Source organism: Bradyrhizobium sp. F1.13.3, assembly GCF_040548265.1.
Lineage (GTDB): Bacteria > Pseudomonadota > Alphaproteobacteria > Rhizobiales > Xanthobacteraceae > Bradyrhizobium.
Genome location: NZ_JBEPRI010000002.1, coordinates 745698 through 771803, shown reverse-complemented (window position 1 = coordinate 771803; position 26106 = coordinate 745698). Strand labels below are relative to the sequence as shown.

At 65.8% G+C, this 26106-nt stretch carries 24 protein-coding genes; 9 read left to right on the top strand and 15 right to left on the bottom strand.

From position 1 onward, the window contains the following. Positions 1-34: 34 nt before the first annotated feature. From ABIB66_RS08400 to ABIB66_RS08390, 3 genes are all read right to left on the bottom strand, one after another. Positions 35-2260 carry an ATP-binding protein gene (locus tag ABIB66_RS08400; protein ID WP_354209791.1) on the bottom strand — a complete coding sequence of 742 codons (2226 nt, stop codon included), beginning with the start codon at positions 2258-2260 and terminating at the stop codon, positions 35-37. Between the two features lie 140 nt (positions 2261-2400). Next, positions 2401-2868 (bottom strand): hypothetical protein, encoded by a 468-nt coding sequence (locus tag ABIB66_RS08395; protein ID WP_354209777.1) that lies wholly within the window; start codon positions 2866-2868, stop codon positions 2401-2403. 109 nt (positions 2869-2977) lie between these two features. Next, positions 2978-4516, bottom strand: coding sequence for a YifB family Mg chelatase-like AAA ATPase (locus ABIB66_RS08390; protein WP_354254677.1), 1539 nt, complete (start codon positions 4514-4516; stop codon positions 2978-2980). A gap of 228 nt (positions 4517-4744) precedes the next feature. On the opposite strand from ABIB66_RS08390, the gene ABIB66_RS08385 reads away from it, so the two are divergent. Both ABIB66_RS08385 and ABIB66_RS08380 read left to right on the top strand, forming a co-directional pair. Continuing rightward, on the top strand, positions 4745-4990 hold the full coding sequence (locus ABIB66_RS08385; RefSeq protein ID WP_007598461.1) for a PilZ domain-containing protein: 246 nt from the start codon (positions 4745-4747) through the stop codon (positions 4988-4990). Between the two features lie 80 nt (positions 4991-5070). Then, positions 5071-5856 carry a tetratricopeptide repeat protein gene (locus ABIB66_RS08380; protein ID WP_354254675.1) on the top strand — a complete coding sequence of 262 codons (786 nt, stop codon included), beginning with the start codon at positions 5071-5073 and terminating at the stop codon, positions 5854-5856. Between the two features lie 57 nt (positions 5857-5913). On the opposite strand, the gene ABIB66_RS08375 is transcribed toward ABIB66_RS08380, so the two are convergent. From ABIB66_RS08375 to rsmI, 7 genes are all read right to left on the bottom strand, one after another. Continuing rightward, positions 5914-7203 carry a CpaE/TadZ family protein gene (locus tag ABIB66_RS08375; protein WP_354205569.1) on the bottom strand — a complete coding sequence of 430 codons (1290 nt, stop codon included), beginning with the start codon at positions 7201-7203 and terminating at the stop codon, positions 5914-5916. Beyond that, positions 7200-7934: a CpaD family pilus assembly protein gene (locus ABIB66_RS08370; RefSeq protein ID WP_354205571.1), complete on the bottom strand. Its 735-nt coding sequence runs from the start codon at positions 7932-7934 to the stop codon at positions 7200-7202. Before ABIB66_RS08370 ends, ABIB66_RS08375 begins: the two co-directional genes overlap by 4 nt. A 57-nt stretch (positions 7935-7991) precedes the next feature. Next, positions 7992-9509 (bottom strand): type II and III secretion system protein family protein, encoded by a 1518-nt coding sequence (locus tag ABIB66_RS08365; protein ID WP_354064225.1) that lies wholly within the window; start codon positions 9507-9509, stop codon positions 7992-7994. Between the two features lie 10 nt (positions 9510-9519). After that, on the bottom strand, positions 9520-10323 hold the full coding sequence (gene cpaB, locus ABIB66_RS08360) for a Flp pilus assembly protein CpaB (protein WP_354205573.1): 804 nt from the start codon (positions 10321-10323) through the stop codon (positions 9520-9522). A 364-nt stretch (positions 10324-10687) separates the two neighbouring features. Continuing rightward, entirely contained in the window at positions 10688-11632 is a 945-nt protein-coding gene (gene gshB / locus ABIB66_RS08355) for a glutathione synthase (protein WP_354205575.1), read from the bottom strand. Between the two features lie 10 nt (positions 11633-11642). After that, positions 11643-12044, bottom strand: coding sequence for a YraN family protein (locus ABIB66_RS08350; RefSeq protein WP_275168944.1), 402 nt, complete (start codon positions 12042-12044; stop codon positions 11643-11645). Beyond that, the gene (rsmI, locus tag ABIB66_RS08345; RefSeq protein ID WP_275168942.1) at positions 12031-12981 is read right to left on the bottom strand and encodes a 16S rRNA (cytidine(1402)-2'-O)-methyltransferase; all 951 of its coding nucleotides are present in this window, start codon (positions 12979-12981) and stop codon (positions 12031-12033) included. Before rsmI ends, ABIB66_RS08350 begins: the two co-directional genes overlap by 14 nt. 351 nt (positions 12982-13332) lie before the next feature. Between rsmI and ABIB66_RS08340 the strand changes: the two genes are divergently transcribed. Then, on the top strand, positions 13333-14586 hold the full coding sequence (locus ABIB66_RS08340; RefSeq protein WP_354205578.1) for a penicillin-binding protein activator: 1254 nt from the start codon (positions 13333-13335) through the stop codon (positions 14584-14586). Positions 14587-14707: 121 nt separating this feature from the next. On the opposite strand, the gene hemW is transcribed toward ABIB66_RS08340, so the two are convergent. From hemW to rph, 3 genes are read right to left on the bottom strand one after another with little or no spacing between them, the layout of a single operon-like run. Continuing rightward, the gene (hemW, locus tag ABIB66_RS08335) at positions 14708-15862 is read right to left on the bottom strand and encodes a radical SAM family heme chaperone HemW (RefSeq protein ID WP_275168938.1); all 1155 of its coding nucleotides are present in this window, start codon (positions 15860-15862) and stop codon (positions 14708-14710) included. Next, the gene (gene rdgB / locus ABIB66_RS08330; protein ID WP_354205581.1) at positions 15849-16484 is read right to left on the bottom strand and encodes an RdgB/HAM1 family non-canonical purine NTP pyrophosphatase; all 636 of its coding nucleotides are present in this window, start codon (positions 16482-16484) and stop codon (positions 15849-15851) included. The genes hemW and rdgB overlap by 14 nt, the downstream gene beginning before the upstream one ends. Positions 16485-16495: 11 nt before the next feature. Then, positions 16496-17209, bottom strand: a complete 714-nt coding sequence (gene rph, locus ABIB66_RS08325) for a ribonuclease PH (RefSeq protein ID WP_027514789.1) — start codon at positions 17207-17209, stop codon at positions 16496-16498. 181 nt (positions 17210-17390) lie between these two features. Here rph and hrcA point away from each other — a divergent pair, with 181 nt between their 5' ends. Together hrcA and grpE are read left to right on the top strand one after the other, a co-directional pair. Next, a complete protein-coding gene (gene hrcA, locus ABIB66_RS08320; RefSeq protein ID WP_007598483.1) occupies positions 17391-18479 on the top strand; it encodes a heat-inducible transcriptional repressor HrcA in 1089 nt (362 codons plus the stop codon). Between the two features lie 96 nt (positions 18480-18575). After that, complete coding sequence (gene grpE, locus ABIB66_RS08315; RefSeq protein WP_275168934.1) at positions 18576-19190, top strand: nucleotide exchange factor GrpE; 615 nt, start codon at positions 18576-18578, stop codon at positions 19188-19190. Between the two features lie 76 nt (positions 19191-19266). Here grpE and pncA read toward each other — a convergent pair whose 3' ends face one another. Continuing rightward, positions 19267-19989 carry a bifunctional nicotinamidase/pyrazinamidase gene (gene pncA / locus ABIB66_RS08310; RefSeq protein WP_354064243.1) on the bottom strand — a complete coding sequence of 241 codons (723 nt, stop codon included), beginning with the start codon at positions 19987-19989 and terminating at the stop codon, positions 19267-19269. Positions 19990-20149: 160 nt separating this feature from the next. Beyond that, positions 20150-21091: a hypothetical protein gene (locus ABIB66_RS08305; protein WP_354064245.1), complete on the bottom strand. Its 942-nt coding sequence runs from the start codon at positions 21089-21091 to the stop codon at positions 20150-20152. Positions 21092-21486: 395 nt separating this feature from the next. Here ABIB66_RS08305 and dnaK point away from each other — a divergent pair, with 395 nt between their 5' ends. The 4 genes from dnaK to ABIB66_RS08285 all read left to right on the top strand — a co-directional run bounded on the left by dnaK (position 21487) and on the right by ABIB66_RS08285 (position 26106). Next, entirely contained in the window at positions 21487-23388 is a 1902-nt protein-coding gene (gene dnaK, locus ABIB66_RS08300; protein ID WP_007604023.1) for a molecular chaperone DnaK, read from the top strand. A 260-nt stretch (positions 23389-23648) separates the two neighbouring features. Continuing rightward, positions 23649-24782, top strand: a complete 1134-nt coding sequence (gene dnaJ / locus ABIB66_RS08295) for a molecular chaperone DnaJ (protein ID WP_275168930.1) — start codon at positions 23649-23651, stop codon at positions 24780-24782. 88 nt (positions 24783-24870) lie between these two features. Then, positions 24871-25470: a class I SAM-dependent methyltransferase gene (locus ABIB66_RS08290; RefSeq protein ID WP_007598495.1), complete on the top strand. Its 600-nt coding sequence runs from the start codon at positions 24871-24873 to the stop codon at positions 25468-25470. Positions 25471-25527: 57 nt separating this feature from the next. Further along, positions 25528-26106 carry an NADPH-dependent FMN reductase gene (locus ABIB66_RS08285; RefSeq protein ID WP_354205585.1) on the top strand — a complete coding sequence of 193 codons (579 nt, stop codon included), beginning with the start codon at positions 25528-25530 and terminating at the stop codon, positions 26104-26106.

The following is a 26106-nucleotide window of genomic DNA, read 5'->3' as shown; positions in this document are numbered from 1 at the left end:
TGCGGGCCGGGATCGGATTCCTATGAAATCCGGGTCAAACCGCCAGCTGCCGCGCCGCCGCCAGTCCGGCCAGCGCCCCTTCCAGCTTCTCGCGATCGAGCGGCTTGATCAGAAATCCGTTCATGCCCGCCTCAAAGCAGGCGTAGCGATCTTCCACCAGCGTATTGGCGGTGAGCGCGAGGATCGGCGTGTGGTGGCCGCCTGTGGCGGCCTCGTGCGCACGGATGCGTTTTGTCGCCTCGATGCCGTCGAGTTGCGGCATCTGGATGTCCATCAGCACGAGATCGTAGGGCGTGCCGGCCGATGACGCGCCGAGCCAGGATTCCAGTGCGGCCTCGCCATGGACGGCGATGACGACGCGGTGCCCGAGTTTCGTCAGCAGCGAGCGCATCAACAGCGCGTTGATTTCGTTGTCCTCGGCGACGAGAATTGATAGGCCCGTCGCCGGTACCGCGCCGGTGGATGGGGCCGATGGCTCCGGCGCGAGATCGGGCGAGGCGACCTCCGGGGGCAGCGCCAGGCGTGCGGCGAGTGAGGCCGCGCGTAGCGGCTTCACCAGGAAGCCGGTGAAGGCCGGCGAGAGCTTCTCGTGGCGCGAGCCCGACGTCAGCAGCACGAGGCGTTGCGTCGCATGGCTGCGTGCGGCCTCGCCGAGGCGGTCGGCGATGGCAGCGCCGAGCGCGCGATCGATCAGCACCGAATGCCATGAGCGCTCGGGCAGCAGCGCTTCCGCCACCGCGGCGTCCGTCACCATGCAGGTCTGGCCGCCCCAGCGCTCCAGCCGCCGCGCGATCAGCGAGGCCTCGATGCCGTCGGCAATCAGCAGGATTGACTTGCCCGCGAGATCGGGACTCGGGAATGCCGCCTGTTCCGTATCTACGGCGGATGACGCCAGCGGGACCGCGACCTCGAAGGTCGACCCCTTGCCCGGCTCGCTCGTGAGCGTGATGCGGCCGCCCATGCGCTTGACGATGCGTTCGCTGATGGAGAGACCGAGGCCGGTGCCGCCATGGGTGCGCGCGACGCGTTCGTCGGCCTGCTCGAACTCGCGGAAGATGCGCTGTTGCGCCTCCGGCGCAATGCCGATGCCGGTGTCGCGCACCAGAAAGCTGATCTCGTTCGGCCAGATGCCGGGTTCGACGATCAGCGCAACGCCGCCGCCCGCAGTGAACTTGATGGCGTTGCCGGCAAGGTTGAGCAGTACCTGGCGCAGCCGCGCGGCATCGCCGACCACTTCGAGCGGCAGCCGCTCGTCGACATAGGCGGCGATCTCGAGCTGCTTTGCCTGCGCGCGCGGCGCGAGCAGCTCGGTGATGTCCTCGATCAGGGTCGAGAGCGCGAAGGGTCGCTGCTCGAAATCGAGCTTGCCGGCTTCGATTTTGGAATAGTCGAGCAACTCCTCGATCAGCGCCATCAGCGCTTCGCCCGAGGTCTTCACGGCCTTGGCGTAGGTCGACTGCTCCGGCGTCAGCGTGGTGTCGAGCAGCAGCCCGCCCATGCCGATGATGCCGTTGAGCGGCGTGCGGATCTCGTGCGACGCCATCGCCAGGAAGCGCGATTTGGCGCGATTTGCGGCGTCAGCCTGGTCGCGGGCGTCGGACAGCGCACGCTCGGTCTCGGTGCGGTCGGTGACGTCGCGTCCGACGCTCTGCAATTCGGCGGGCTGGCCGGCGTCGAGGCGGACATAGCCTTCGCGCCAGGCAATCCAGCGCGCGCCGAGCGGGGTTGCGATCTTCTGGTCGTGAATGCGCGTGCCGTTGCTCTCGCGGGCGCTGTCGCCCTGCTCCAGCACGTCGAAATCGAAGCGCGTGCCGACCAGCGCGCCGCGCGCCGGTCCGGCAAGCGCGCAATAGGCGTCGTTGGCGAAGGTGATGCGGCCGCTTGTGTCGCGCAGCACGATCAGATCGCCCTGCTGTTCGAACAGGCTGCGAGCGCGTTCTTCCGCTTCCTTCAGCTCCCAATTGCGGTCGATCAGCGTTTCGTTGTGGGCGGCCAGCGCACGCATGCGCTTGTTGACGAAGCGCAGGCGCATGCTGAGTGTGGCGAGGCCGAGGCAGGCGAGCGCGAACAGGAAGCTGACGCCGATCGCAAACGCATTGGGATCGTAGCCGGAAGTCTCGGACCGGCTGCCGGAGACAAACCCATAGGCGCCGCCGAAGGTCGCCGAGAAGATCATGAAGGAGCGGATCGCGAAGGCGCTTCTGGGGTACTGTCGCCTGAAGCGGCGCATGCGCACCTTGATCCGGAACGTCCGATCCATCGCCACCGACCCGACTCTTTTCTTAAAACGCTGTGCTCGCTGTAAACGACGATGTGCCGCCGACCTTGCGAACAGTTTGATGCCCTGCGACCGCCTCCAAACAGGGTTGACGAGGCGTTAACGGCTCAAGGTGAGGCAGCTCAAAGCGAAGCGGCCTGGAGATGGCGGTGGCCGCCGCGGGCGCCGACGATCAGCGCCGCCGCCTCGCGCTGCGAGAACGTCTTCGAGCGTACATAGATGCGGTAATCCGCCGGCCCCTCGGTGGAGAGATAGACCACCTGACCGCCGTCGACCGGCTGCGCGGCAATCGAGATCAGGCGAGTCGAGGGGTTGGCCTGGCAGGATTCCGATTCCGAACCGGGGCCGTCGTCAACGACGGCGAAGTCGGCAGCGTCCGCGTCCTCCGTGATCTGAACCCGCACCGTGGCGCGCGCGGGATCATCGGTGAAGGCGACATGCATGCCGGCGGTCCAGAACAGCGACGTCAGCTCGACCGAGGTGTCGCCGAGGGCGATGCAGGGATGTGAGACCGATCCGATCTCACTGCGCGCGAACACCGCGGCCGCCAAAAGGGGAACAACCGAGGCCAGGATCTTGAAACGCAACATGACACGCTACTCGCCGGGCCCTGGGGAAACTCGTGGCGGGAACTGATGGGCCTTATGGTTTGCAGAGCGTAAAGGAAACTCGTTACCGCCGGGTTGATGCGCGGGATGATCACGCCAGCTGGCGCACATCCTCCGCGAGTGCGCGGTAGGACAGCGCCTCGGCGAGATGCAGCCGACCGATCTTGTCGGCGCCGTCGAGATCGGCGAGCGTGCGCGCCACCCGCAGCACGCGGTGATAGCCGCGCGCCGACAGCCGCATGGTCTCGGCGGCGTCGCGCAGCAGCTTCTGGCCTTGCGCATCCGGCTTGGCGATCTCCTCCAGCACCGAGGCCGGCGCTTCTGCATTGGTGCGAACCTTGGGCAGGCCGGCATCCGCGTAGCGCGCGAGCTGGATGTCGCGCGCGGCGGCCACGCGCGCGGCGACTTCGGCCGAGCCCTCTGCCGGCGGCGGCAGGATCAAATCGGCAGCGGTCACCGCGGGAACCTCGATGCGCAAATCGATACGGTCCATCAGCGGCCCCGAGATGCGAGCCTGGTAGTCGCCGGTGCAGCGGTCGATGCGGCCGCGCTTGCAGGCATAGCCGGGCTCGAACGCATTGCCGCAGCGGCACGGATTCATCGCCGCGACCAGCATGAAGCGTGCCGGATAGGTGACGCGGTGATTGGCGCGCGACACCGAGACCTCGCCGTTCTCCAGCGGCTGACGCAAGGAATCCAGCACGCGCGGATCGAATTCGGGGAGCTCGTCGAGGAACAGCACGCCCTGATGCGCAAGCGAGATCTCGCCGGGCCGTGCGCGCATGCCGCCGCCGGTGAGCGCGGCCATGCTGGCGGAATGATGCGGCGATCGGAACGGCCGCCGCGCCGTCAGCGCGCCGCCCTCGATCTCGCCGGCAACAGAGGCGATCATCGAGACCTCGAGCAACTCGCCCGGGGACAGCGGTGGCAGGATCGAGGGCAGGCGCGCCGCCAGCATCGATTTGCCGGCGCCCGGCGCGCCGATCATGAGCAGGTGATGGCCGCCGGCGGCCGCGATCTCCAGCGCCCGCTTGGCGCTCTCCTGGCCCTTGATGTCGCGCAGGTCGAGCGGCGAGCTTGCTGCTTCATGCACCTTCGGCACCGGCCGCGACAGCACCTGCGTTCCCTTGAAATGGTTGGCGATCTGGATCAGTGAACTTGCGGCGATGATCTGGATGTCCGGGCTCGCCCACGCCGCTTCCGAGCCGCAAGCCGCCGGGCAGATCAGCCCCTCCTCGCGCACATTGGCGCCGATCGCGGCGGGAAGGACCCCGGCCACCGGCGCAATCGATCCGTCGAGGCCAAGCTCACCCAGAACGGTGAAGCCGGTCAGCGCATCCGGGGGGATCGCGCCGATCGCTCCCATCAGCCCGAGCGCGATCGGCAGGTCATAATGGCTGCCCTCCTTGGGCAGATCGGCGGGCGCGAGATTGACGGTGATCCGCCGCGCCGGCAGCGCCAGCCCCGAGGCGATCAGCGCCGAGCGGACCCGCTCGCGCGCTTCCGACACCGCCTTGTCCGGGAGACCGACGATCGCGAAGGCCGGCAGACCCGGCGCGACCTGCACCTGCACGTCGACCGCGCGGGCCTCGATCCCCTCAAAGGCGACGGTAGAAACCCGCTGAACCATGCCCGAACCAGCCTGCCCTTTTGCGCAATTCGGGGTAGCAGAGCGCACCCCTCATGGCAAGAACAATACGGGAACGTGCCGAGGGGGGCCGCAAGGCCCTAACCCATCGTAAACACGACGAAGACACTACGCCTCGAATGCAAACTGCTCTGCTCAGCACATTCCAACGAATGTCCGCTACTCCTAGGGCTGCGGGATGGGCCGTGGTCTAACGGGTGAACAATTCAAATGCTTGCAAATCGCCGGAGAAGCGAACGAAGGATGTGCACGCGGCTCGCCAAGATTCATTTTGGCGCGGGTTCGCTGCCGCGGGACTGCACGATCACGGATATTTCGGATGGCGGCGTGAAAGTCGTCGCGGAATTTCTGGAAGTGCCGCCGCAATTCACCATCATCTTCGCGCCCGACTATTCCCGCCAGTGCCGCCTGCGCTGGCGCATCGGCTGCGAGTTCGGCGCTGAATTCACCGACTGAGCTATCGGAAGCGGCCCGCCTTAACGGGACTTTAGCGTTAATCGGTAAGCATCTCTGATCAGTCGCCGAGTGATCAGAGTATGTCCAAGCGTTCGTCCGTCGCCTCTCCTCCGGCGAGATATCTGTTTTCCGCGCTTCTGATCCTGGCCCTCGGCGGCTGTCAGACCACCGGCATCGAGGACGTCACCGGCGCGCTCGGCGGAAAGTCGGAAACGGCTGGCAGGGCCGAGGCCAAGCCGGAAGCAAGGCCGGACATGGATGCGCTGCGCGAGCGCTATCGCGCCCAGCCTGGCGATCCCAACGTCGCACTCGAATACGGCAAGGCGTTGCGCCAGACCGGCCAGCGCGCGCAGGCGCTCGCGGTGCTGGAGCAGGCCGTGCTCGCCCATTCCACCAACAAGGCGCTGCTCGCCGGCTATGGCCGCGCGCTTGCCGACAGCGGCAGTTTCCAGCAGGCGTTCGACGTCCTCGGCCGCGCGCATTCGCCCGAGGATCCCGACTGGCATATCCTGTCGGCGCAGGGCGCCGCGCTGGATCAGCTCGGTCGCAACGAGGAGGCGCAGCAATACTACGCCGCCGCGCTGAGGATCGTGCCGGACGAGCCGTCGGTGCTGTCCAATCTCGGACTGTCGTACATGCTGCAGAACAATCTGCCGCGGGCAGAGGAAACGATGCGCCGGGCGCACGAGCGCAATCCCACCGATTCCCGCGTGCGCGCCAATCTCGCGCTCGTGCTGGGACTGCAAGGAAAGCAGGCCGAGGCCGAAACCATGGTGAAGGCGGACCTGCCGCCGGATCAAGCGGCGGCAAAGGTCACGGCGCTGCGGCAGTTGCTGGTGAAGAAGCAGCAGCGGGCCGAGAAGTAACCCGCCCGCGCGCGTGTCAGGATGTCTTGGTCAGAACGCCTCGATCAGGATCCTTGGTCAGGACGCCTTGCGATGCGGGGCTGACCCGCGCCCCGACCTGCCCTTCAGCCTCTTCAGCAGCGGCCCGAGCAGCGAACGCTTCGGCTTCTTCACCTCGCCGCGCCCGGCGAGGCGGTTCGCCATGTTCTGGAACAGCTCGGTGGTGCGGTGGCTCTTGGAGACCTCCGCGATCATCTGGCCGTTGTTGGCCGCGGTCGAGAACAGCTTCGAATCGAACGGGATCACCGCGATCGGCTGGCTCTCCATGGTCTTGGCGAATGCCTTGACCTCGATCTCCGCCCGCTTGGGCATGCCGACCTGGTTAATGCAGTAGAGCGGTGGCCGGTCGTTCGGCCGCGCCGCCTTCAACACGTTCAGCATGTTCTTGGTGTTGCGCAGGTTCGCAAGATCGGGCTCGGCCACGATCACGATGTCGTCCGCGTTGACCAGCGCACGCCGCGTCCAGCCCGACCATTGGTGGGGAACGTCGAGCACGATGCAGGGCGTGGTCATGCGCAGCGTGTCGAACACCGCGTCGAAGGCCTCCGCGCCGAAATCGTAGACGCGGTCAAGGGTGGCGGGCGCAGCAAGGAGGCTGAGACGCTCGGTGCATTTGGAGAGCAGGCGCTCCATCAGGGCCGTGTCCGGCCGATCCTGCGACAGCACCGCATTGGCGATGCCCTGCGCCGGGTCCTGGTTGTAGTCGAGACCCGCGGTGCCGAAGGCGAGGTCGAGATCGATCACGACGGAATCGAGCGCGAGGTCGCGGGCGATGGTCCATGCCACATTGTGCGCGACAGTGGAGGCGCCGACACCGCCCTTGGCGCCGACCACGGCGATGACGCGGCCAGTGATGATGGTTTCGGATGCCGAGAACAGGCTGCAGATCGAGCGGACGACGTCGAGCGTTTCGACCGGTCCCACCACATAGTCGTTGACGCCGCGGCGGACCAGCTCGCGATAGGGCGCGGTGTCGCTGGGATTGCCGATCACGACCACACGGGTGCCGGGATCGCAGACGCCGGCGAGATCGTCGAGGCCCTCGAGGATGTCGCGCGTGCCGTCGGATTCGATCACGATGACGTTCGGCGTCGGCATCGTTTCATAGACTTCGATGGCCGCAGCGAGGCCACCGTCCTTGGCGGTGAGATGCGCCTTGGCGAGACGGCGATCCTGCCCGGCCGCGGTCACCGCGGCGAGCGTCTGCTCGGTCTCGCAAAAGGCCTGCACGGAGATGCGAGGAACCGGCGCAATGTGTTCCTCGGGGTGCTGCGGATCGTCCGCTTCTTCGTCGTGGACGCGTGTCATCTGCCTGTGTCGCTGAGTTTGGCCTTGTCGGCGTCTGGATTCATGGTCGCGATCGGCGTCCCCTTGCGATAGCGCTCGAAGGCCATGTCACGCCGTGCGTTATAGGCGGGCGTCTCGGACCGCGGCTGCTCGAGGTCGGCCGGATTGTCGATCATTGCCGCGAGGTTGCGCTGGTTGGCGCAGCCCAGATTGAAATAGGGCCGGTTCTCGTTGTAGCCGGGGTCGAGGATGGAGGGGCCGATATCTTCCGGCCACAGCCCGCAGGGGCCGGCGACCGCGGCGATCCGGGAATAGCTCAGGCGGATGGTGGGCAGCAGTCCGGGATCCTCGGGCCGATAGGGATGCTGGACGATGGCACGCGCGGGCACGCCGCCGGATGCGAGCACGGAACGGATCTCGTGATAGGTCGCTGCCGCCGCGCGCGAATTCGCGGCGTGGACGGGGACGTCGACGACGACCGAGCCGGTGCCTTCGCGCACCCAGTCCCGGGCAATGCCGGCGACGTCCGCATGCTGCGCGGCCGAGAGGCCGCCGCGAGCCTTGCCGACGAAGATCACGATCGACTTCTTGGCTTCCTCGACCGCGATCGGGTGACGCTGGCGATAGTCGGTCGGCACCGTCTGGGTGACGATCTCGCCGGTGGTGTTGCAGGCGCCCAGCATGACGGAGAGCCCCGTCAGCGTCAGCGCGACGCTCAACTTGTGACGTCGCTCGGCCATGGTCTTCGTCATCGCTTTATCCCCTCTTGCCCCGTCTCTTGCCCCGTTCCCCAAGCCGTCCGTTCGTCATCAGTCGATGATGAAGCCGAAATCACCCGGCGTGCCCGCGATCGGATCGACGCGGCGAGCGATGCCATAGAGGCGGTTCATGCGGCCGAGCAGCGCTGTCTGTGCGTCAGACGCCGGCGCGAAGCCGTCGTCGGGCCGGGACAGTTCCTTCTGAGCCACCGCGCGCACCACATAGGGGGTCACGATCACCATCAGCTCGGTCTCGTTGTTGACGAAGTCCTGGCTGCGGAACAGCGCGCCGATGATCGGCACCTGGTCGACGCCGGGCAGGCCGTTGATCGCCTGTTTGGTCTGCTGCTGGATCAGGCCGGCCATCGCCATCGAACCGCCCGAGGGAATTTCCAGCGTTGTTTCGGCGCGGCGGGTCTGGATCGAGGGGATGGTGATCGAGTTGGTCGAGGTCGAGGACAGCGCCTGGGTAACCGTGATGGCGCTCTGGTTCGACAGCTCGGACACCTCGGTCATCACCCGCAGGCTGATCCGGCCCTCGCTCAGCACGACCGGGGTAAAGTTCAGGGAGATGCCGAACTTCTTGTAGGTGATCTGGGTGGTGCAAACATGGGTGACGGGATCGCAGGCGTAGCCCGACGGAATGGGGAATTCGCCGCCGGCGATGAAGGTGGCGGATTCGCCGGAGATCGCGGTCAGGCTCGGCTCGGCGAGCGTGCGCATGACACCGGCACTTTCCATCGCGCGCATCGTGGCGCTGACGGTCGCGAACCCCTTGGTGAGGCCGGCGACACCTAATCCGTTGTTGCTGACGATCGGTCCGCCGCTGACCGAGAACGGGTTGGAATTGTTGAAGTTCACCACCGCGGTGCCGGCGTTCAGGCTGGCGCTGAGATCGACGCCCAACTGCTTGACGATATCGCGGCGCACTTCGCCGACCACGACCTTGAGCATCACCTGGTCGCGGCCGCGCACGACGATGTTGTTGACCACCTTGTCGGAGCCGCCGACCAGTTTCGCGGCGACGTCGCCGGCCTGCTGGGCCTCGACCGGGCTCGACACCGAGCCGGTCAGCATCACGCTGTCGCCGACGCCTTCGATCTGCACGCCCGGCAGCGCCTGACGCAGTGCCGTGCGCATGCCGTTGAGATCGCGCTTCACCGCGATGTCGTAGGCGGCCACCTGCTGGCCGTCGGCGGCGAAGAACACGACGTTGGTCTGGCCGACCTGTCCGCCGATGATATAGGCGCGTTGGGCCGAGCGGATCACGGCATTGGCGATCTTGGGATCGGCGACCAGCACGTCCTTGACGTCGCGCGGCAGATCGATGACGGCGGACTTGCCGACGCCGAGCGACAGGAAGCGCGTCTTCGCCGGCACGATCGTCCCGACCGGCGACAGATCGAGATCCGTTGCCTGCATCGGTGCCTGGTCGCCGACCGGTGCATCTGCGGCGCTGGCGACATCGGGGGCTGCGAGGAGCCCCAGGATCAGCATCGTCCCCGTCCAGAACGAGCGTGCGCGATTCCCCCGAATGCGCATGCTCGTCCGATCATCCCCAAAGTTCATCATATCCCCATCACTTCTGTGACGTCAGTTGCCGCGCCTGTACGCCGTAGCGGATCACGTTGACCCCGCCGGACCGCTTGCTCGCCTGGTCCTCGGGCGCGCTGTCGATCGAGTTGGCATCGACGATGCTGCGCAGCGCGAGTGTCAGCGTGCCGCCCTGGCGCGCTGCCGATAGCGTGGCGACCTGGTCGGGTTTGAGCTCTAGCGTGACGGTCCTGCCGACGACGGCGTTCTGGCCGTCTTTTTCCTTCGGCGCCTGGTCGATCGCGAGCACGCGAATATTGGTCAGGATCGCTTCGGACAGGATGAGGTCGTTACCGCCGGCCCCGTCAGGATTCTTCAGGCGGCGGGTCAGCATGATGTCGACGCGGTCATTCGGCAGGATGAAGCCGCCGGCGGCAGTCTCGGCTGAAATCTCGGTGGAGACGGCGCGCATGCCCGACGGCAGGATCGCGGCCATGAAGCCGGAGCCGTCGGCCTTGACCAGCTTCTGCTCGCGGATCGGCTCGCCCTGCATCAACGGCACGCGTGCGATCGAGCCTGCGATCTGGGTCTGCGCCTCGGGCCTGTTGTCGCGGCGGATGAAGGCGCTGCTCGCGGTCGCCGCCGGCCAGACCTGCCATTGCAGGTCCTCGGGCTTCACGGCTTGGCCGAGCTGGATGTCGTTCTTGGCGACCAGGACCTCGACCGTCGGCAGCTTCTCGGCGACGGGGAGAACGGGCGCGGGCTTGTTGTCATAGCCGCTCGCCAGATACGCAGCGACGCCGCCGGCGCCCAGTGCGATGACGAGAACGACAATGCGTGCGGTGTTCATACGCTTCTACTCTTACGCGGGGCACTCGAACCGCACCTGGCGGGTTCCCCGTGTCGATGAGTAGGCAGTAAAAGTATAAGCGGTGTTGCGAGGCCGAACGTGATCGACGGCCGCGCTGTGGTCTTTCGGCAGATGGTGAACGTCGCGTTAGCCGGTCGGCCACTGGCCCCGTAGTTTCACGCAGTGCTGCCGCTGCGTTCGAATGATGCGCGCCGCGTCATGGTGAATGGGTCGTTAGTGATGGGTGAGGTGATGCCGCGCATGCATTACGTAGCCCGGATGGAGCGAAGCGCAATCCGGGGCCGCTGAAGATGGTGTGGCATCCCGGATTTCGCTGCGCTCCATCCGGGCTACGGGCCAATGCCTACTTCGTCCGCTTCCGCTCGATCACGTCCCAGAGCTTTGCGGCAACGTCCGGTCCGCCGAGCCGCGCGATGGCGCGGATGCCGGTCGGCGAGGTTACGTTGATCTCGGTCAGATTGCCGTTGATGACGTCGATGCCGACGAACAACAGCCCGCGCTCGCGCAACGCCGGACCGACGGTGGCGCAGATCTCGCGCTCGCGCGGCGTGAGCTCGGTCTCCTGCGCGGCGCCGCCGCGCACCATGTTGGAGCGGAGGTCGTCGGCGGCCGGGACGCGATTCACCGCGCCGGCGAACTCGCCGTTGATCAGGATGATGCGCTTGTCGCCGTGCTTCACCTCGGGAATGAACTGCTGGATCACCCAGGCTTCCTTGAACGTCACCGAGAACATGTCGAACAGCGAGCCGAAATTCATGTCCTGCGGCATCACGCGGAACACCGCCGCGCCGCCATGGCCGTGCAAGGGCTTCATCACGACGGCGCCATGCTTGTCGCGGAAAGCGTTGATCTCGTCGAGGTCGCGCGAGATCAGCGTCGGCGGCATCAGCTGCGGAAAGTTCATCACGAACAGCTTTTCCGGCGCGTTGCGCACGGAGGCGGGATCGTTGACGACGAGTGTCTTCGGATGGATGCGTTCGAGAAGGTGCGTCGAGGTGATATAGGCGAGATCGAACGGCGGATCCTGGCGCAGCAGCACCACGTCGAAGCCGTTGAGCGCCTCGCGCCTGGGTTCGCCCAGGGTGAAATGGTTGCCCGGCTCGTCACGCACGGTGAGCAGCTGAACGGGAGCGACGATCTCCTCGCCGACCATCGAGAGCTTGTCGGGCGTGTAATAGGACAGGCCATGGCCGCGCTTCTGCGCCTCCAGGAGCAGCGCAAAGGTGGAATCGCCCTTGATGTTGATGCGGGCGATGGGGTCCATCTGGACGGCGACGTTCAGTTTCATGGTCTGCCTTTCAGGTCGAGGCGTCGAATGCCGCCAACACATGGCGTGGAAGTGACCGCGGCGCAATCAGCATGGCATCGAATCGCATTTCAAATTCCGCATGCTCGGGATGCGCGACGAGCCAGCCTTGGGCGGCATCGATGATGCGCTGCTGCTGGCGCGGTGTCACCGCGAAGGCGGCGTCGTACAGCGTCGCGCGCGCCTTGACCTCGACGAAGGCGATCAAATTGCGGCGGCGCGCCACGATGTCGATCTCGCCATGCGGCGTGCGGAAGCGCTTGGCGAGGATACGGTAGCCCTTGGCCATGAGATAGGCCGCGGCGCGGCTTTCCGCAGAGACGCCGGTGCGAAACGCGGCGACGCGCTCGGGCGAGGCGATTTTCGGTTCCGCCGGGACGTTAGTCTTCGCCATCGCCGCCCCGCAGATCTTTGGCAAGCTCGAGCGCGCGGGCATAGACCTCGCGGCGCGGCCGGCCCGAGAGCGCGGCCGCATGCGCCACCGCATCCTTGACGCTGTTGGCGGCGAGCTGCTCGCGCAGAACGTCGTCGAGCGCATCCGATGTCAGCATCTCGGCATCCGCCGCAGGCGGAGCGATCACCAGCACGAATTCGCCGCGCGTCTCCAGCGTGTCGGCATCGCGCGCGAGCTCACGCAGCGTCGCGCGCGAAATCTGCTCGTGCAGTTTCGTCAGCTCGCGGCAGATCGCGGCTTCGCGGGTCCCCATGATCTCGGCCAGCTCGGCGAGCGTGTCCTGTACGCGGTTGCCGGAATCGAACATCACCAGTGTCGCATCGATGCGCGCCAGCTCGGTCAGGCGCGACCGCCGCGCGGCCGATTTCGCCGGCAGAAAGCCCTCGAAGAAAAAGCGGTCGGTCGGCAGCGCTGCGACCGACAGCGCCGCCAGCACCGAGGACGGGCCGGGCAGCGCGTAGACGGCGTGGCCGGCGGCGCAGACCTCGCGCACCAGCTTGTAGCCGGGGTCCGAGATCAGCGGCGTGCCGGCGTCCGACACCAGCGCGATCGAGCCGCCCTGCGAAAGCCGCTCCAGGATCTTTGGGCGGGCCGCTTCCGCGTTGTGCTCGTGATATTGCTTGAGCTGCGCGGAGATGTCGTAGCGCTCGGTCAGGCGCCGCGTGATCCGGGTGTCCTCGCAGGCGATGATATCGACCCCGGCGAGGGTCTGCAGCGCCCGCAGCGTGATGTCACCGAGATTGCCGATGGGGGTCGCGACCAGGTGCAGGCCCGGCGCGGCCTTCGGCGCAGCAAGCCGATGGGCGTCGATGGAGAAACCGCGCGAGGCGGGCTCCATCGTCTCAGGTGTATTTATCGGGGACGGCTTTGCGCGCATAATCAGACGAACTTAGGCATGATCCCCGGGGCTGGGAACCGGTCCCCGGAAAAAGATCGTGCCTGGGCAAGGGCGAGGCAAGGGGCGAGGAAGGACTGGAATGTGATCCATTCGGCATCACATTCCCAAGGGAATGAAGCGTCAGCGCCATATTCGCGGCGGAAACGCCGCCTTGATGCTGGGTGACGGACGGCGGACAGCTAGCCAGAACTTGAGAGGAAGCCGCGTTAAGCGGGCATTATCCTTTTGTTTGAGTTAACTATTTGCCGACAATATGCCTGAATCCATGGCTGGTGTCGTGGAAAGAATATCGTGAGCGGCTGGCGACGGTCGGTCAGAAGAGAAACTGTCATGACGGGCCCACGTGATCCCAGATCTTCCTTTTCGGAGGAGTCTCCCGTTCAGGGGCCCCTGATATCGGGGGCAACCCGGCGAAGCGCGCTGGGCCTGTTGCTCGGTACGCCGCTGCTGTCGGCCTGCGCCGGCGTGCAGCAGAGCCTGAGCCAGTTCTCCAATCCGTTCAGCAGTTCCTCCCCGCCTCCGGCCCAGCCGGCCGGCCCGCCGCAACAGGCGACCACCGCCGGCACCGGCGGGGTGAAGGTTGCCGTGATCCTGCCGCTCTCGGCATCCGGCAATGCCGGCCTTGCCGCGCAGTCGATGCGCAACGCCGCCGAGATGGCGCTGGCCGAGTTCCAGAATCCCAACATCCAGCTCCTGATCAAGGACGACAATGGCAGCCCGCAGGGCGCGCAGGCGAGTGCGCAGCAGGCGGTCGACGAGGGCGCCGAGATCATCCTGGGGCCGCTGTTCGCGCAGTCGGTGCCCGCGGTGGCGCAGATCGCGCGCACGCGCGGCATCTCGGTGATGGCGTTCTCGACCGATTCCAGCATCGCCGGCCGCGGTGTCTATCTGCTGAGCTTCCTGCCGGAGTCCGACGTCAACCGCATCGTCGAATATTCCGCCAGCATCGGAAAGCGCTCCGTCGCCGTGCTCGTGCCTGACAATGCCTATGGCAATGTGGTCGAGGCCGCGGTGAAGGCGGCGGTGCCGCGCCGCGGCGGGCGCATCGTCGCGTTCGAGAAATACGGCGCCGATCGCGCCACGCCGGCCCGGACCGTGGCGCAGCAGCTCGGCAGCGCCGATGCGCTGTTCATCGCCGATGATGGCGACGCCGTCGTCTCGGTCGCCGATGCGATGAGCTCGGCGGGTGCTAATCTGCGCAATATCCAGCTGCTCGGCACCGGCCTGTGGGACAGTCCACGCGTCTATGCCAGCTCAAGCTTGCAGGGCGGCCTTTACGCCGCGCCAGACCCGGCCGGCTTCCGCGCCTTCTCCGGCCGCTATCGCACCAAATACGGCGCCGAGCCCGTGCGCACCGCAACGCTCGCCTATGACGCCGTCGCACTGGTCGCCGCGCTGGCGCGTACGCAGGGCACGACGCGCTTTTCGTCGGACGTGCTCACCAATCCCTCCGGCTTTGCCGGCATCGACGGCCTGTTCCGCTTCCGCGCCGACGGGACGAACGAGCGGGGCTTGGCGGTGATGAAGGTCACGACGGGCGGCGGCGTTGCGGTGGCGGGCTCGCCGAAAAGTTTTGGAGCGTAGCTCAAGACGACGGTGCCGTAGGGTGGGCAAAGGCGCGCTTTGCGCGCCGTGCCCACCATCTTTCTGCACATGTGGTAAAAATGGTGGGCACGCTTCGCTTTGCCCACCCTACGACAGCTCGCTACGCCGCGAGATCCGCGACCACTGCGTCCAGCACCGGAAAACCGCTGCTGGTCACGCGCAGCCGACCCGTTGCATCCACCGTGATCGCGCCTTCTTCGCGCAGCAGCGTGATGCGCTTGGGATCGAGCGAGCGGCCTGACAGTGCGCGGTAGCGCTCGGGGTCGATGCCCTCGGCGAGGCGAAGTCCCATCAGCAAAAATTCGTCGGCGCGCTCTTCGCTGTTGAGGAGGTCGTCGGTGACGTTGCCATGGCCGTTGGTCTCGACCCGCATCAGCCAGGCTTCGGGACGCTTCTCGGTGGCGGTTGCGTGCCTGATACCATCGATATCGAGCCGGCCATGGGCGCCGGGGCCGATGCCGGCATATTCCTCGCCGCGCCAGTAGACCAGATTGTGCCGGCACTCGGCGCCGCGCCGCGCGTGATTTGAAATCTCGTACGCGGGCAGGCCGAGCTTGTCGCAGGTCTCCTGCGTGACGTCGTAGAGCGCGCGTGCGACCGCTTCATCCGGCGTCTTCAGCTTGCCGGCTTGATGCAGGCCGAAGAACGGCGTGCCTTCTTCGATCGTCAATTGATAGAGCGACAGATGCTCGGCCGCCTCGTCGATCGCGAGACGCAATTCATCGGCCCACATCGCCGGCGTCTGGTCGGGACGGGCGTAGATCAGGTCGAACGAATAACGATCGAACGAGCGGCGCGCGATGGCAACCGCGTCGAGGGCCTCGCGTGCGCTGTGCATGCGGCCGAGCGCCTTCAGCGAGGCATCGTCGAGCGCCTGCACGCCGAGCGAGACGCGATTGACGCCGGCGGCGCGATAGCCGGCGAAGCGCGTAGCCTCGACGCTGGTCGGGTTTGCCTCCAGCGTGACTTCGACGTCTTTCGCCACGGTCCAGTGCTTGCCGATGGCGTCGAGCACAGCGCCGACGGTTGCAGGCTGCATGAGCGAGGGCGTGCCGCCGCCGAGAAAGATCGAGGTGACTTCGCGGCCGGGCGAACGTTGCGCGGTCGTTTCGATCTCACGTGCGAATGCTGACGCAAAACGCGCCTCGTCGATCGCGGCGTGGCGAACGTGGCTGTTGAAGTCGCAATAGGGGCACTTCGACAGGCAGAACGGCCAGTGCACGTAGACGCCGAAGGCTTCCTTAGCGCGGCTCAAGGCAGATCTCCGCCAGTTTCACGAAGGCGCGGGCACGGTGCGACAGGCCGAGACCGAGCGGCGGCAGGCCGTGCTTCTCGATGCTCTCCATCTCGCCGAAAGTGCGGCTGTGGCCGTCGGGCAAAAACATCGGGTCGTAGCCGAAGCCGGCGGTGCCGCGCGGCGGCCACACCAGCGTGCCGTCGACGCGCGCCTCGACCTCTGCGAGATGATCGTCGGGCCATGCAACGCAGAGCGCGGAAACGAAATGCGCCTTGCGTTTGGCGGGCGTGATCGCGCCGCGCTCCTGCAACAGCCGCTCGATCCGTGCCATCGCCGCGGCAAAATCCTTGTTCGGCCCGGCCCAGCGCGCCGAGTAGATGCCGGGCGCGCCGTCGAGCGCGTCGACCACGATGCCGGAATCATCGGCGAAAGACGGCAGCTTCGTCGCCTGCGCTGCCGCGATGGCCTTGATCGCGGCATTGCTGCGGAAATCGTTCCCGGTCTCTTCCGGCTCGGGAAGGCCTAATTCGCCGGCTGACACCGCGTCGATGCCGTAAGGCGCGAGCAGCTCCTTCATCTCGGCGAGCTTGCCGGGATTATGGGTCGCGATGACGAGCTTTCCGGTGATTCGGCGATGCATCGGCCTATTGACTACGCTACCGCCAGTTTCTGCAAGTCCACGAGACGCGCGACGCCCTTGCGCGCCAGCGCCATCAGCGCCAGGAACTCGGCTTCCGTGAACGGCTCGCGTTCCGCGGTGCCCTGGACTTCGATGATGCGGCCATCGCCCGTCATGACGAAATTGGCGTCGGTATCGGCTTCGGAGTCCTCGGCATAGTCGAGGTCGAGCACGGGCGTGCCCTTGTAGATGCCGCAGGAGATCGCGGCGACGTTGTCGCGCAACACATTGGCTTTGACCATGTTGCGCGCCTTCATCCAGGTGATGCAATCGGCGAGGGCGACCCAGGCGCCGGTGATCGAGGCCGTGCGGGTGCCGCCGTCGGCCTGCAGCACGTCGCAATCGACCGTGATCTGGCGCTCACCGAGCGCTTCGAGATTGATGATGGTGCGAAGCGAGCGGCCGATCAGGCGCTGAATTTCGACGGTGCGGCCGCTCTGCTTTCCGGCGGAGGCCTCGCGGCGGGTGCGTTCCGAGGTCGCGCGCGGCAGCATGCCGTATTCGGCGGTAACCCAGCCACGGCCTTGGCCCTTCAGCCATGGCGGCAGGCGGTCTTCCAGCGTGGCGGTGACCAGCACGTGGGTGTCGCCGAATTTCACCAGGCACGAGCCTTCCGCATATTTGACCACGCCGCGCTCCAGCGTTACGGGGCGCAATTCGTCGGGCGCACGGCGGCTTGGCCGCATGGGAAATCCTCCAAAACTCTCGGAAAAGGGCTGTTGGCGGTGCTTGTAGGTGGGGTGAGGGTGGGCGGCAAGGGGGAAGATCGAGGCCTTGTCCACCCCCGATTTTCAATCCGCGAACGCCACGCTTGTCAGAAGCCCCAGGGATAGACAAATTACCTGTATCTGAGAGGAGTTACCGTCTGTGGCCCATCACGATCCGATCCATCTGATCGCGCCGCGCGCGGGCCTCGCCCAGCTCAACGAGCGTTCCCGCGACATCTTTCGTCAAATCGTCGAAAGCTATCTCGCGACCGGAGAGCCGGTGGGCTCGCGCAATATTTCGCGCCTGATCGCCATGCCGCTGTCGCCCGCTTCGGTTCGTAACGTCATGGCCGACCTGGAACAGCTCGGCCTGATCTACGCCCCGCACACCTCCGCCGGCCGGTTGCCGACGGAACTCGGCCTGCGCTTCTTCGTCGATGCCCTGATGCAGGTCGGCGACCTCAATGATAGTGAACGGCAGGCGATCCAGAGCCAGTTGACCTCCGTCGGCCACGCGCAATCGGTGGAGGCTGCGCTCGAGGAGGCATTGACGCGGCTCTCCGGCCTGACCCGCGCAGCCGCCGTCGTGCTGACGCCGAAATCCAATGCGCGGCTGAAACATATCGAATTCGTCCGCTTGGAACCGGAAAAGGCATTGGTGATCCTGGTCGGCGAGGACGGGCAGGTCGAAAACCGCGTGCTGACGCTCCCGCCGGGGGTTCCATCCTCGGCGCTGACTGAAGCCGGCAACTTCCTCAATGCACGTATCCGTGGCCGGACCCTGGCCGAGGCCCGGCTGGAGCTCGAGACCGCGCTCGGAGAGGCGCGGACCGAGCTCGATCAGCTGACGCACAAGGTGATCTCGGCCGGTATCGCCAGCTGGTCGGGCGGCGAAAACGAGGATCGCCAGCTGATCGTTCGCGGCCACGCCAATCTGCTCGAAGATTTGCATGCGCTGGAGGATCTCGAGCGCGTTCGCCTGCTGTTCGACGATCTCGAGACCAAGCGTGGCGTGATCGACCTGCTCGGCCGGGCCGAAACCGCGGAAGGCGTGCGAATCTTCATCGGCAGTGAGAACAAGCTGTTCTCGCTGTCGGGCTCGTCCACCATCATCTCGCCCTATCGGGATGCCGCCGGCCATATCGTCGGCGTTTTGGGCGTGATCGGGCCGACACGGCTGAATTATGCCCGCGTGATCCCGACCGTGGACTACGCTGCCCGCATCGTCAGCCGGCTCCTGGGGGGCTGACCGGCGTCTCTCCCGATCACGGGCGCTTGATTTTCGGCGCCCGAAGCACGATATCCGGGCCAGAAACCCCCTGAGACGAATGCGAAAAGAGAGCCGATGACCGATCGAGACCGGCAACCCGAAGACACGAGTGCTGCGGCCGGCGAGCCCGTGGTGTCAAAACCCTACATCATGCCCGACGATCCCGAGCCCGGCTCGGTCGAGCTCCTGCAGAAGGAAGCCGCCGAGGCGCGCGATCGCATGCTGCGGACGCTGGCCGAGATGGAGAATTTGCGCAAGCGCACCGCCAAGGAGGTCGCAGACTCCAAGCTCTACGGCGTCACGGGCTTTGCCCGCGACGTGCTCGACATCGCCGACAACCTCCAGCGCGCGCTCGATGCCGTTCCGGCCGAAGCCCGTGCGGCGGCCGATGCAGGCTTGGCTTCGCTGATCGAAGGCGTCGAGCTGACCGAGCGCTCGCTGCTCAGCGCGCTGGAAAAACACGGCGTGAAGAAATTCGACCCCTTGGGCCAGAAGTTCGACCCCAACTTCCAGCAGGCGATGTTCGAGGTGCCCGATGCGTCGGTGCCCGCAGGCACCGTCGTGCAGGTCATGCAGGCCGGCTACACCATCGGCGAGCGCGTGCTGCGTCCCGCCTTGGTGGGTGTCGCCAAGGGCGGCGCCAAGGCCGCGCCCGCCAACAGCAACGAGCCGAACGGCGCGGCCAACTGATCGATCCTCATGGTGAGGAGGCGCGCGCGAAGGGTGCGCTCCTCAGGATGAGGGTCTGGCAGTTCGGTCGCGCCTCTTACGCGCTCGCCGCGATATCCGCGGACTGAATCCGCTTCACGCCGGCCTTGGCCATATCGGCCCAGGCTTTTGCGAGCGAGCCCTGATTGTCGATGCCGCGGCAGGCGTCTTCCACCACATAGACCTCGAAGCCCGCCTTGCGCGCGTCGAGCGCGGTCCAGGCGACGCAGAAATCCGTCGCCAGCCCCGCGACGAAGACGCGCTTGATCTTTCGCCCCTTCAGATAGCCGGCGAGACCCGTCGAGGTCTTGCCGTCGGCTTCGAGGAAGGCCGAATAGCTGTCGACGTCCTTGTGAAAACCCTTGCGGATGATGAGCTCGGCGTGCGGGATCGCAAGGTCCTTCGACAGCGCGGCGCCGTCGGTGCCCTGCACGCAATGGTCTGGCCACAGCACCTGCTTGCCGTAGGGAAGATCGACGGTCTCGAACGGCTTCTTGCCGGCGTGGACTGACGCAAAGGAAATATGGCCCTGCGTGTGCCAGTCCTGCGTCATCACCACGTTCGAAAATGCTTTCGAGATCTTGTTGATGACGGGGACCACCTGCTCGCCTTCCTTCACGGCAAGGCTGCCGCCGGGAAGGAAGCAGTTCTGTACGTCGATCACGAGCAGCGCGGATGCATCGTCCGGCTTGATCGATGCAGCTGCCAGAATTGCGGTTGGCGCGAGGGCCACGAGAGCGCTCGTCCCGAGCGCCGCCAAGACTTGTCGCCGATCCAGCATCATTCGCCTCCCTCCAGGATGAACTCAACGGAAGGGGAGCCTAGTTCCGTTCGTATACGAACAGAAGCCCGAAAATGCAGCCGGCTTTGGTGAGTCGTTGGGCTGCTGACCGGATATCATCGTCGTCCCGGCGTAGGCCGGGACGACGGTTAGTGTCGGGTCAGCCCTTCGGCTGGATGCCGTCGCGGACCGCGCGGAAGCGGGTGAAGGCGGCCGGCCACTGCTCGCGCGGGGCGCTGGCGATGATGCGCAGCGAGGCGCCGCCGCTGCTGAAGCGGATCCACTGCACCACGGTCACCGGCGTCTTGTCCTTGCCGCTGACGCCGTCGATCCGGGTCTCGAAACCCTGCTGGCCGCTGATGCGGATCGGCTCGGACATGGTGACGCGCGACTCCCGCACGCCGGGAATCTGGAGCGCCGCCTCCTGGGCGAAGCGGGCGCGGTCGTCGGCCTGCTGCGGGGTGGCGCCGATCACGCCGAGGATCATGAATGGCTTCGATTCATAGCCGGTACTCTCGTCGCCGTCGGCCAGGATGATGCTCGAGCCCGGCGCCAGCGTGCGAACGTCCTTGAAGTCGGCGAGATCGGTGATCTTGAACGGCATCAGCGCGATCTGCTCTTCGGCCGAGACCTGCTTGCGGGTGACGACGCTCGCGAACATCTGCCGCACCGCCTCGTCGGTGTAGATCTTGATCGCATTCTCCGGGATCTGCACCGCGACATAGCCGGAGAAGCCGGCGCCCGGCACGATCATCGAATAGCGCCGCACCGGCGTCTCGCCGGCCTTGCCGCTCTCAGTGGTGAAATAGGCAAGACCGGCGGGCGTCTCGATCTTGTCCTGCTTGACGCCGTTGGCTCCGGCCGGATTGGAGTTGAAGGCGCTCACGACTTCGCCATAGGCCGCCGGCGGCAGCTCTGTGATCAGCACCTTGACGCTGCCGTCCTCGCTCTCGAAGCCGGGAAAGGTCTTGGCCGTGTTAAGACCGACCAATGGCACCATGCCGAGGCGCAAGCCAGGCGGGAAAACGGCGTCGGCAGCCAGAGCCGGAAGCGCAGAGGCGACGAGGAGGGCGAGCGCAGCGAGGGGGCGGATCAGCTTCATGGGCACTCTGATTGGTTCACATTGAGGCCGTTCGATGGTGGCCGGCCGGTCGCTTTGTCGCGCGAGGCAGCCCGATGACGAGCCCAACCGGCTGCCCGCCTTTTAGCGGGTTTGGACTTGCCGCAACAGGGCGGGGCGGAATGCGACAGCGGAGGCCGGTCGATCGCGGCACCTGTTAATAATTCCTCACCCGCAAGGGCGGTGCAGCCCGGATATGTTCTTCCAAAACCCAATGTTTTCACGGCCGAAACTTGCGTTCGGTCCTTGCGGGCACCTCCCCCCCTCCTATATGACCCCCAACCATCGCAATATCGCGAATGTTTGATCTTAGGGGGTTTCGGTTCGGGTGCCTTCTGGGCCCAGCCAGCCTGCCGCAAAAACAAGGATATAGGACCATGGGAAAGGTCATCGGGATCGACCTCGGCACCACGAATTCGTGCGTCGCCGTAATGGATGGCAAGAACGCCAAAGTCATCGAGAATTCCGAAGGCATGCGCACGACGCCTTCGATCGTCGCCGTGACGGACGACGGTGAGCGCCTCGTCGGCCAGCCGGCCAAGCGCCAGGCCGTCACCAATCCCGAGCGCACGTTCTTCGCAGTGAAGCGCCTGATCGGCCGCCGCTACGACGACCCGATGGTCGAGAAGGACAAGAAGCTCGTTCCGTACAAGATCGTGAAGGCTTCCAACGGCGACGCCTGGGTCGAGGCCGACGGCCAGACCTACTCGCCCTCGCAGGTCTCGGCGTTCATCTTGCAGAAGATGAAGGAGACCGCGGAAGCCCATCTCGGCCAGAAGGTCGACCAGGCCGTCATCACCGTGCCCGCCTACTTCAACGACGCCCAGCGCCAGGCGACCAAGGACGCCGGCAAGATCGCGGGCCTTGAAGTGCTGCGCATCATCAACGAGCCGACCGCGGCCGCGCTCGCCTATGGCCTCGACAAGACCAAGGCCGGCACGATCGCCGTGTACGATCTCGGCGGCGGCACGTTCGATATCTCGATTCTCGAAATCGGCGACGGCGTGTTCGAGGTGAAGTCGACCAACGGCGACACCTTCCTCGGCGGCGAAGACTTCGACATGCGCCTAGTCGGCTATCTCGCCGACGAATTCCAGAAGGAGCAGGGCATCAACCTGCGCAACGACAAGCTCGCGTTGCAGCGCCTGAAGGAAGCCGCCGAAAAGGCCAAGATCGAGCTGTCGTCGACGACGCAGACCGAGATCAACCTGCCCTTCATCACCGCGGACCAGACCGGCCCGAAGCATCTGACGATGAAGCTCACCCGCGCCAAGTTCGAGGCGCTGGTCGATGACCTCGTTCAGAAGACCGTCGAGCCCTGCCGCAAGGCGCTGAAGGATGCCGGCCTCACCGCCGCCGAGATCGGCGAAGTGGTGCTGGTTGGTGGCATGTCGCGCATGCCGAAGGTCCAGGAAGTCGTGAAGCAGCTGTTCGGCAAGGAGCCGCACAAGGGCGTCAACCCCGACGAAGTCGTGGCGATCGGCGCCGCGATCCAGGCCGGCGTGCTTCAGGGCGACGTCAAGGACGTGCTGCTGCTCGACGTGACCCCGCTGTCGCTGGGCATCGAGACGCTAGGTGGCGTGTTCACCCGCATCATCGACCGCAACACCACGATCCCGACCAAGAAGAGCCAGGTGTTCTCGACCGCCGAGGACAGCCAGAACGCGGTCACCATCCGCGTCTTCCAGGGCGAGCGTGAAATGGCGGCCGACAACAAGATGCTCGGCCAGTTCGACCTGATGGGCATTCCGCCGGCTCCGCGCGGCATGCCGCAGATCGAGGTGACCTTCGACATCGACGCCAACGGCATCGTCAACGTCTCGGCCAAGGACAAGGCCACGTCCAAGGAGCAGCAGATCCGCATCCAGGCCTCCGGCGGTCTCTCGGAAGCCGACATCGAGAAGATGGTCAAGGACGCCGAGGCCAATGCCGAGGCGGACAAGAAGCGCCGCGAGGCCGTGACTGCCAAGAACGACGCGGACGGACTGGTGCATTCGACCGAGAAGGCACTGGCCGAGCACGGTTCGAAGGTCGCCGAGACCGAGCGCCGCGCCATCGAGGATGCCGTCAGCGACCTCAAGGAAGCGCTGAAGGGCGACGATGCCGAAGCGATCAAGGCCAAGACCCAAACGCTGGCCCAGGCCTCGATGAAGCTCGGCGAGGCCATGTACAAGCAGCAGGCCGAGGCCGACGCCAAGAAGGATGCGGCCAAGGACGACGTCGTCGACGCGGAATTTACCGAAGTCGACGACGACAAGAACAACAAGAAGTCCGCCTGAACCCTGCGAGGGTGATGATGCGGACGGCTTGGACCCCACACGCGCCAACGGCCTCCTCCCTCGCGGGGGAGGCCATCGTGTCGGGCTCGACGAGCCAAGGCACTGATAAAATCGGCGCCGTTACGATCGATCAATTCCCAGCCGTTATTCTGAACACTGCCGTGCAATCCTCTGCCGCGAGGCGGAAGGGTGCTTATATCGCTGCATGGCGACGTTGCTTCGCTCCGACTTGAATCGCGATCGGATAGACCGAGCTCATCATGTCCACGTCCACCAAGCGCTGCTACTACGAAACCCTCGAAGTCGAACGCGATGCCGACGATTCCGTCCTGAAATCGTCGTTCCGCAAGCTGGCGATGAAGTTTCACCCCGACCGCAATCCCGGGGACGACACTAGCGAAGTCAAGTTCAAGGAAATCAACGAGGCCTACGAGGTCCTGAAAGACAGGGACAAGCGCGCGGCCTATGACCGTTACGGCCATGCCGCCTTCGAGCAGGGCGGTGGTGGCGGCGCTGGTTTCGGCGCGGGCTTCGCCTCCTCCTTTTCCGACATTTTCGAAGATTTGTTCGGCATGGCTGGACAGCGCGGCGGCCGTGGCGGCCGAGAGCGCGGCGCCGACCTGCGCTACAACATGGAAATCACGCTCGAGGAAGCTTTTGGCGGCAAGACCGCGCAGATCGAGATCCCGGTCTCGGTCACGTGCGAAGCCTGTTCGGGCATCGGGGCCAAGGCCGGCACCAAGCCGAAGACCTGCTCGACCTGCGGCGGCGCCGGACGCGTACGGCAGTCGCAGGGCTTCTTCACGCTGGAGCGCACATGCCCGGGCTGCCAAGGGCGCGGCCAGATGATCGAGGACGCTTGCCCGTCCTGCTCGGGTCAGGGGCGCGTCACCCGGGAACGGACGCTGTCGGTCAACATTCCCCCGGGCGTCGAGGACGGCACCAGGATCAGGCTCGCTGGCGAGGGCGAGGCCGGGGTCCGCGGCGGCCCGCCCGGCGACCTCTACATCTTCCTGTCGCTGGCCCAGCACCAGTTCTTCCAGCGCGACGGCGCCGATCTGCATTGTCGTGTGCCGATCTCGATGGTGACGGCGGCGCTTGGCGGCGAATTCGAGGTGCCGACCATCGAGAAGGGCAAGACCAAGGTGAAGGTCCCAGCAGGGACCCAGTCCAGCCGCCGATTCCGCATCGCATCAAAAGGCATGCCGGTGCTGCGCTCGCGCCAGATGGGCGACATGTACGTTCAGGTCGTGGTCGAGACCCCGCAGAACCTCACCAAGAAGCAGCAGGAATTGCTGGCCGAGTTCGACAAGCTCTCCTCCGGCAACACCCAGCCGGAATCCGAGGGTTTCTTCACCAAGGTCAAGGATTTCTTCGGTAATCGCGCGAGTTGACGCGTCTTGACCGTGCCGCCTTCGGCCTATACGTCTTTATGACCATTTTCTGACACGCCGCGGTCACGCGGTCCCGGCCGGTCCCGACATGCCATTGCCATCGTCCGCGCGTGCGTTGAAGAAGCCCCGTCTCGATGACGAGGTGCGTTTTCTCCGGTCATGGATCGAAAAGCCCCTCCACATGGGCGCGGTGATGCCGTCGGGCAAACTGCTGGCCCGGACCATGGCCCATTACGTCGACGTCAATTCGGACGCACCAGTGGTCGAGCTCGGGCCCGGCACCGGCGCCATCACCTCCGCTCTGGTCGAGCGCGGCGTCGACCAGAAGCGTCTCGTCCTCGTCGAATACAATCCAGGCTTCTGCGCCCTGCTGCGCGACCGCTATCCGCAGGCCAAGGTGGTGCAGGGCGATGCCTATCGCCTGCGCGACACGCTGTGGAACGTGCTGAGCGCGCCGGCCTCCGCGGTCGTCTCGGGCCTGCCGCTGGTCACAAAACCGATGCTGACGCGGCTGCGGCTCATCCGCGACGCCTTCACGGCCCTGGCGCCCGGTGCGCCCTTCGTCCAGTTCACCTATGCGGTGGTGCCGCCGATTCCGAAATCGCTGCCCGGCGTGTCCACAGAGGCCTCGGAACGGATCTGGATGAACCTTCCGCCGGCCCGCGTCTGGGTGTATCGCAAGGACTAATTCCGCCGGCATTCCTGTTTGCGTGGCGGGCTCGTTTCGCCGAACGCATGGAAGCGGATGTCCGCACCGAAGATCCTGATCATTCCCGGCTCTCTGCGCACCGGCTCGCACAATGCGAAGCTGGCAGCGGTCGCCGCCTATGCATTCGACCAGGCCGGTGTCGACGTCACACGCATCTCGCTCGCCGATTTTCCGCTGCCGATCTATGACGGCGACCTGCAGGCCAAGTCCGGTGTGCCCAAACACGCGATCAATCTCAAGCGCATGATCGGCGCGCATCATGGCGTGCTGATCGTCTCGCCCGAATACAATGCCTCGGTGCCGCCGCTGCTGAAGAACGCGATCGACTGGGTCAGTCGCGTGCATGAGCTGCACGAGCCGCGCGGCGAGGTGTTCCGCAACCGCGTCTTCGCGCTCGCCGGCGCCTCGCAGAGCCGGCTCGGCGCGGCTCGCGCGCTGCAGGCGCTGCGGCTGATCCTGACCTCCTGCCACGCCAATGTGATTGCCAGCCAGCTGACGCTCGCCTTTGCCGACCAGGCCTATGACGATATGGACAGGCTGAGGCACGAGGGCGATATCGCCGCGTTGCAGGAACTGGTGCGGCAGTTGATCGACGTTTCCCAACGCATGATGTGA

Coding starts and splice junctions, on each gene's coding strand:
- gshB (WP_354205575.1), bottom strand. CDS start 11,632: ATGAAACTGAACGTCGCCGTCCAGATGGACCCCATCGCCCGCATCAAC.
- cpaB (WP_354205573.1), bottom strand. CDS start 10,323: ATGAACACCGCACGCATTGTCGTTCTCGTCATCGCACTGGGCGCCGGC.
- ABIB66_RS08340 (WP_354205578.1), top strand. CDS start 13,333: ATGACGGGCCCACGTGATCCCAGATCTTCCTTTTCGGAGGAGTCTCCC.
- ABIB66_RS08370 (WP_354205571.1), bottom strand. CDS start 7,934: ATGACGAAGACCATGGCCGAGCGACGTCACAAGTTGAGCGTCGCGCTG.
- rsmI (WP_275168942.1), bottom strand. CDS start 12,981: ATGCGCGCAAAGCCGTCCCCGATAAATACACCTGAGACGATGGAGCCC.
- ABIB66_RS08290 (WP_007598495.1), top strand. CDS start 24,871: ATGCCATTGCCATCGTCCGCGCGTGCGTTGAAGAAGCCCCGTCTCGAT.
- rph (WP_027514789.1), bottom strand. CDS start 17,209: ATGCGGCCAAGCCGCCGTGCGCCCGACGAATTGCGCCCCGTAACGCTG.
- ABIB66_RS08350 (WP_275168944.1), bottom strand. CDS start 12,044: ATGGCGAAGACTAACGTCCCGGCGGAACCGAAAATCGCCTCGCCCGAG.
- rdgB (WP_354205581.1), bottom strand. CDS start 16,484: ATGCATCGCCGAATCACCGGAAAGCTCGTCATCGCGACCCATAATCCC.
- pncA (WP_354064243.1), bottom strand. CDS start 19,989: ATGCTGGATCGGCGACAAGTCTTGGCGGCGCTCGGGACGAGCGCTCTC.
- ABIB66_RS08395 (WP_354209777.1), bottom strand. CDS start 2,868: ATGTTGCGTTTCAAGATCCTGGCCTCGGTTGTTCCCCTTTTGGCGGCC.
- ABIB66_RS08380 (WP_354254675.1), top strand. CDS start 5,071: ATGTCCAAGCGTTCGTCCGTCGCCTCTCCTCCGGCGAGATATCTGTTT.
- ABIB66_RS08375 (WP_354205569.1), bottom strand. CDS start 7,203: ATGACACGCGTCCACGACGAAGAAGCGGACGATCCGCAGCACCCCGAG.
- grpE (WP_275168934.1), top strand. CDS start 18,576: ATGACCGATCGAGACCGGCAACCCGAAGACACGAGTGCTGCGGCCGGC.
- ABIB66_RS08390 (WP_354254677.1), bottom strand. CDS start 4,516: ATGGTTCAGCGGGTTTCTACCGTCGCCTTTGAGGGGATCGAGGCCCGC.
- dnaK (WP_007604023.1), top strand. CDS start 21,487: ATGGGAAAGGTCATCGGGATCGACCTCGGCACCACGAATTCGTGCGTC.
- ABIB66_RS08285 (WP_354205585.1), top strand. CDS start 25,528: ATGTCCGCACCGAAGATCCTGATCATTCCCGGCTCTCTGCGCACCGGC.
- ABIB66_RS08365 (WP_354064225.1), bottom strand. CDS start 9,509: ATGAACTTTGGGGATGATCGGACGAGCATGCGCATTCGGGGGAATCGC.
- ABIB66_RS08385 (WP_007598461.1), top strand. CDS start 4,745: ATGCTTGCAAATCGCCGGAGAAGCGAACGAAGGATGTGCACGCGGCTC.
- dnaJ (WP_275168930.1), top strand. CDS start 23,649: ATGTCCACGTCCACCAAGCGCTGCTACTACGAAACCCTCGAAGTCGAA.
- ABIB66_RS08305 (WP_354064245.1), bottom strand. CDS start 21,091: ATGAAGCTGATCCGCCCCCTCGCTGCGCTCGCCCTCCTCGTCGCCTCT.
- ABIB66_RS08400 (WP_354209791.1), bottom strand. CDS start 2,260: ATGGATCGGACGTTCCGGATCAAGGTGCGCATGCGCCGCTTCAGGCGA.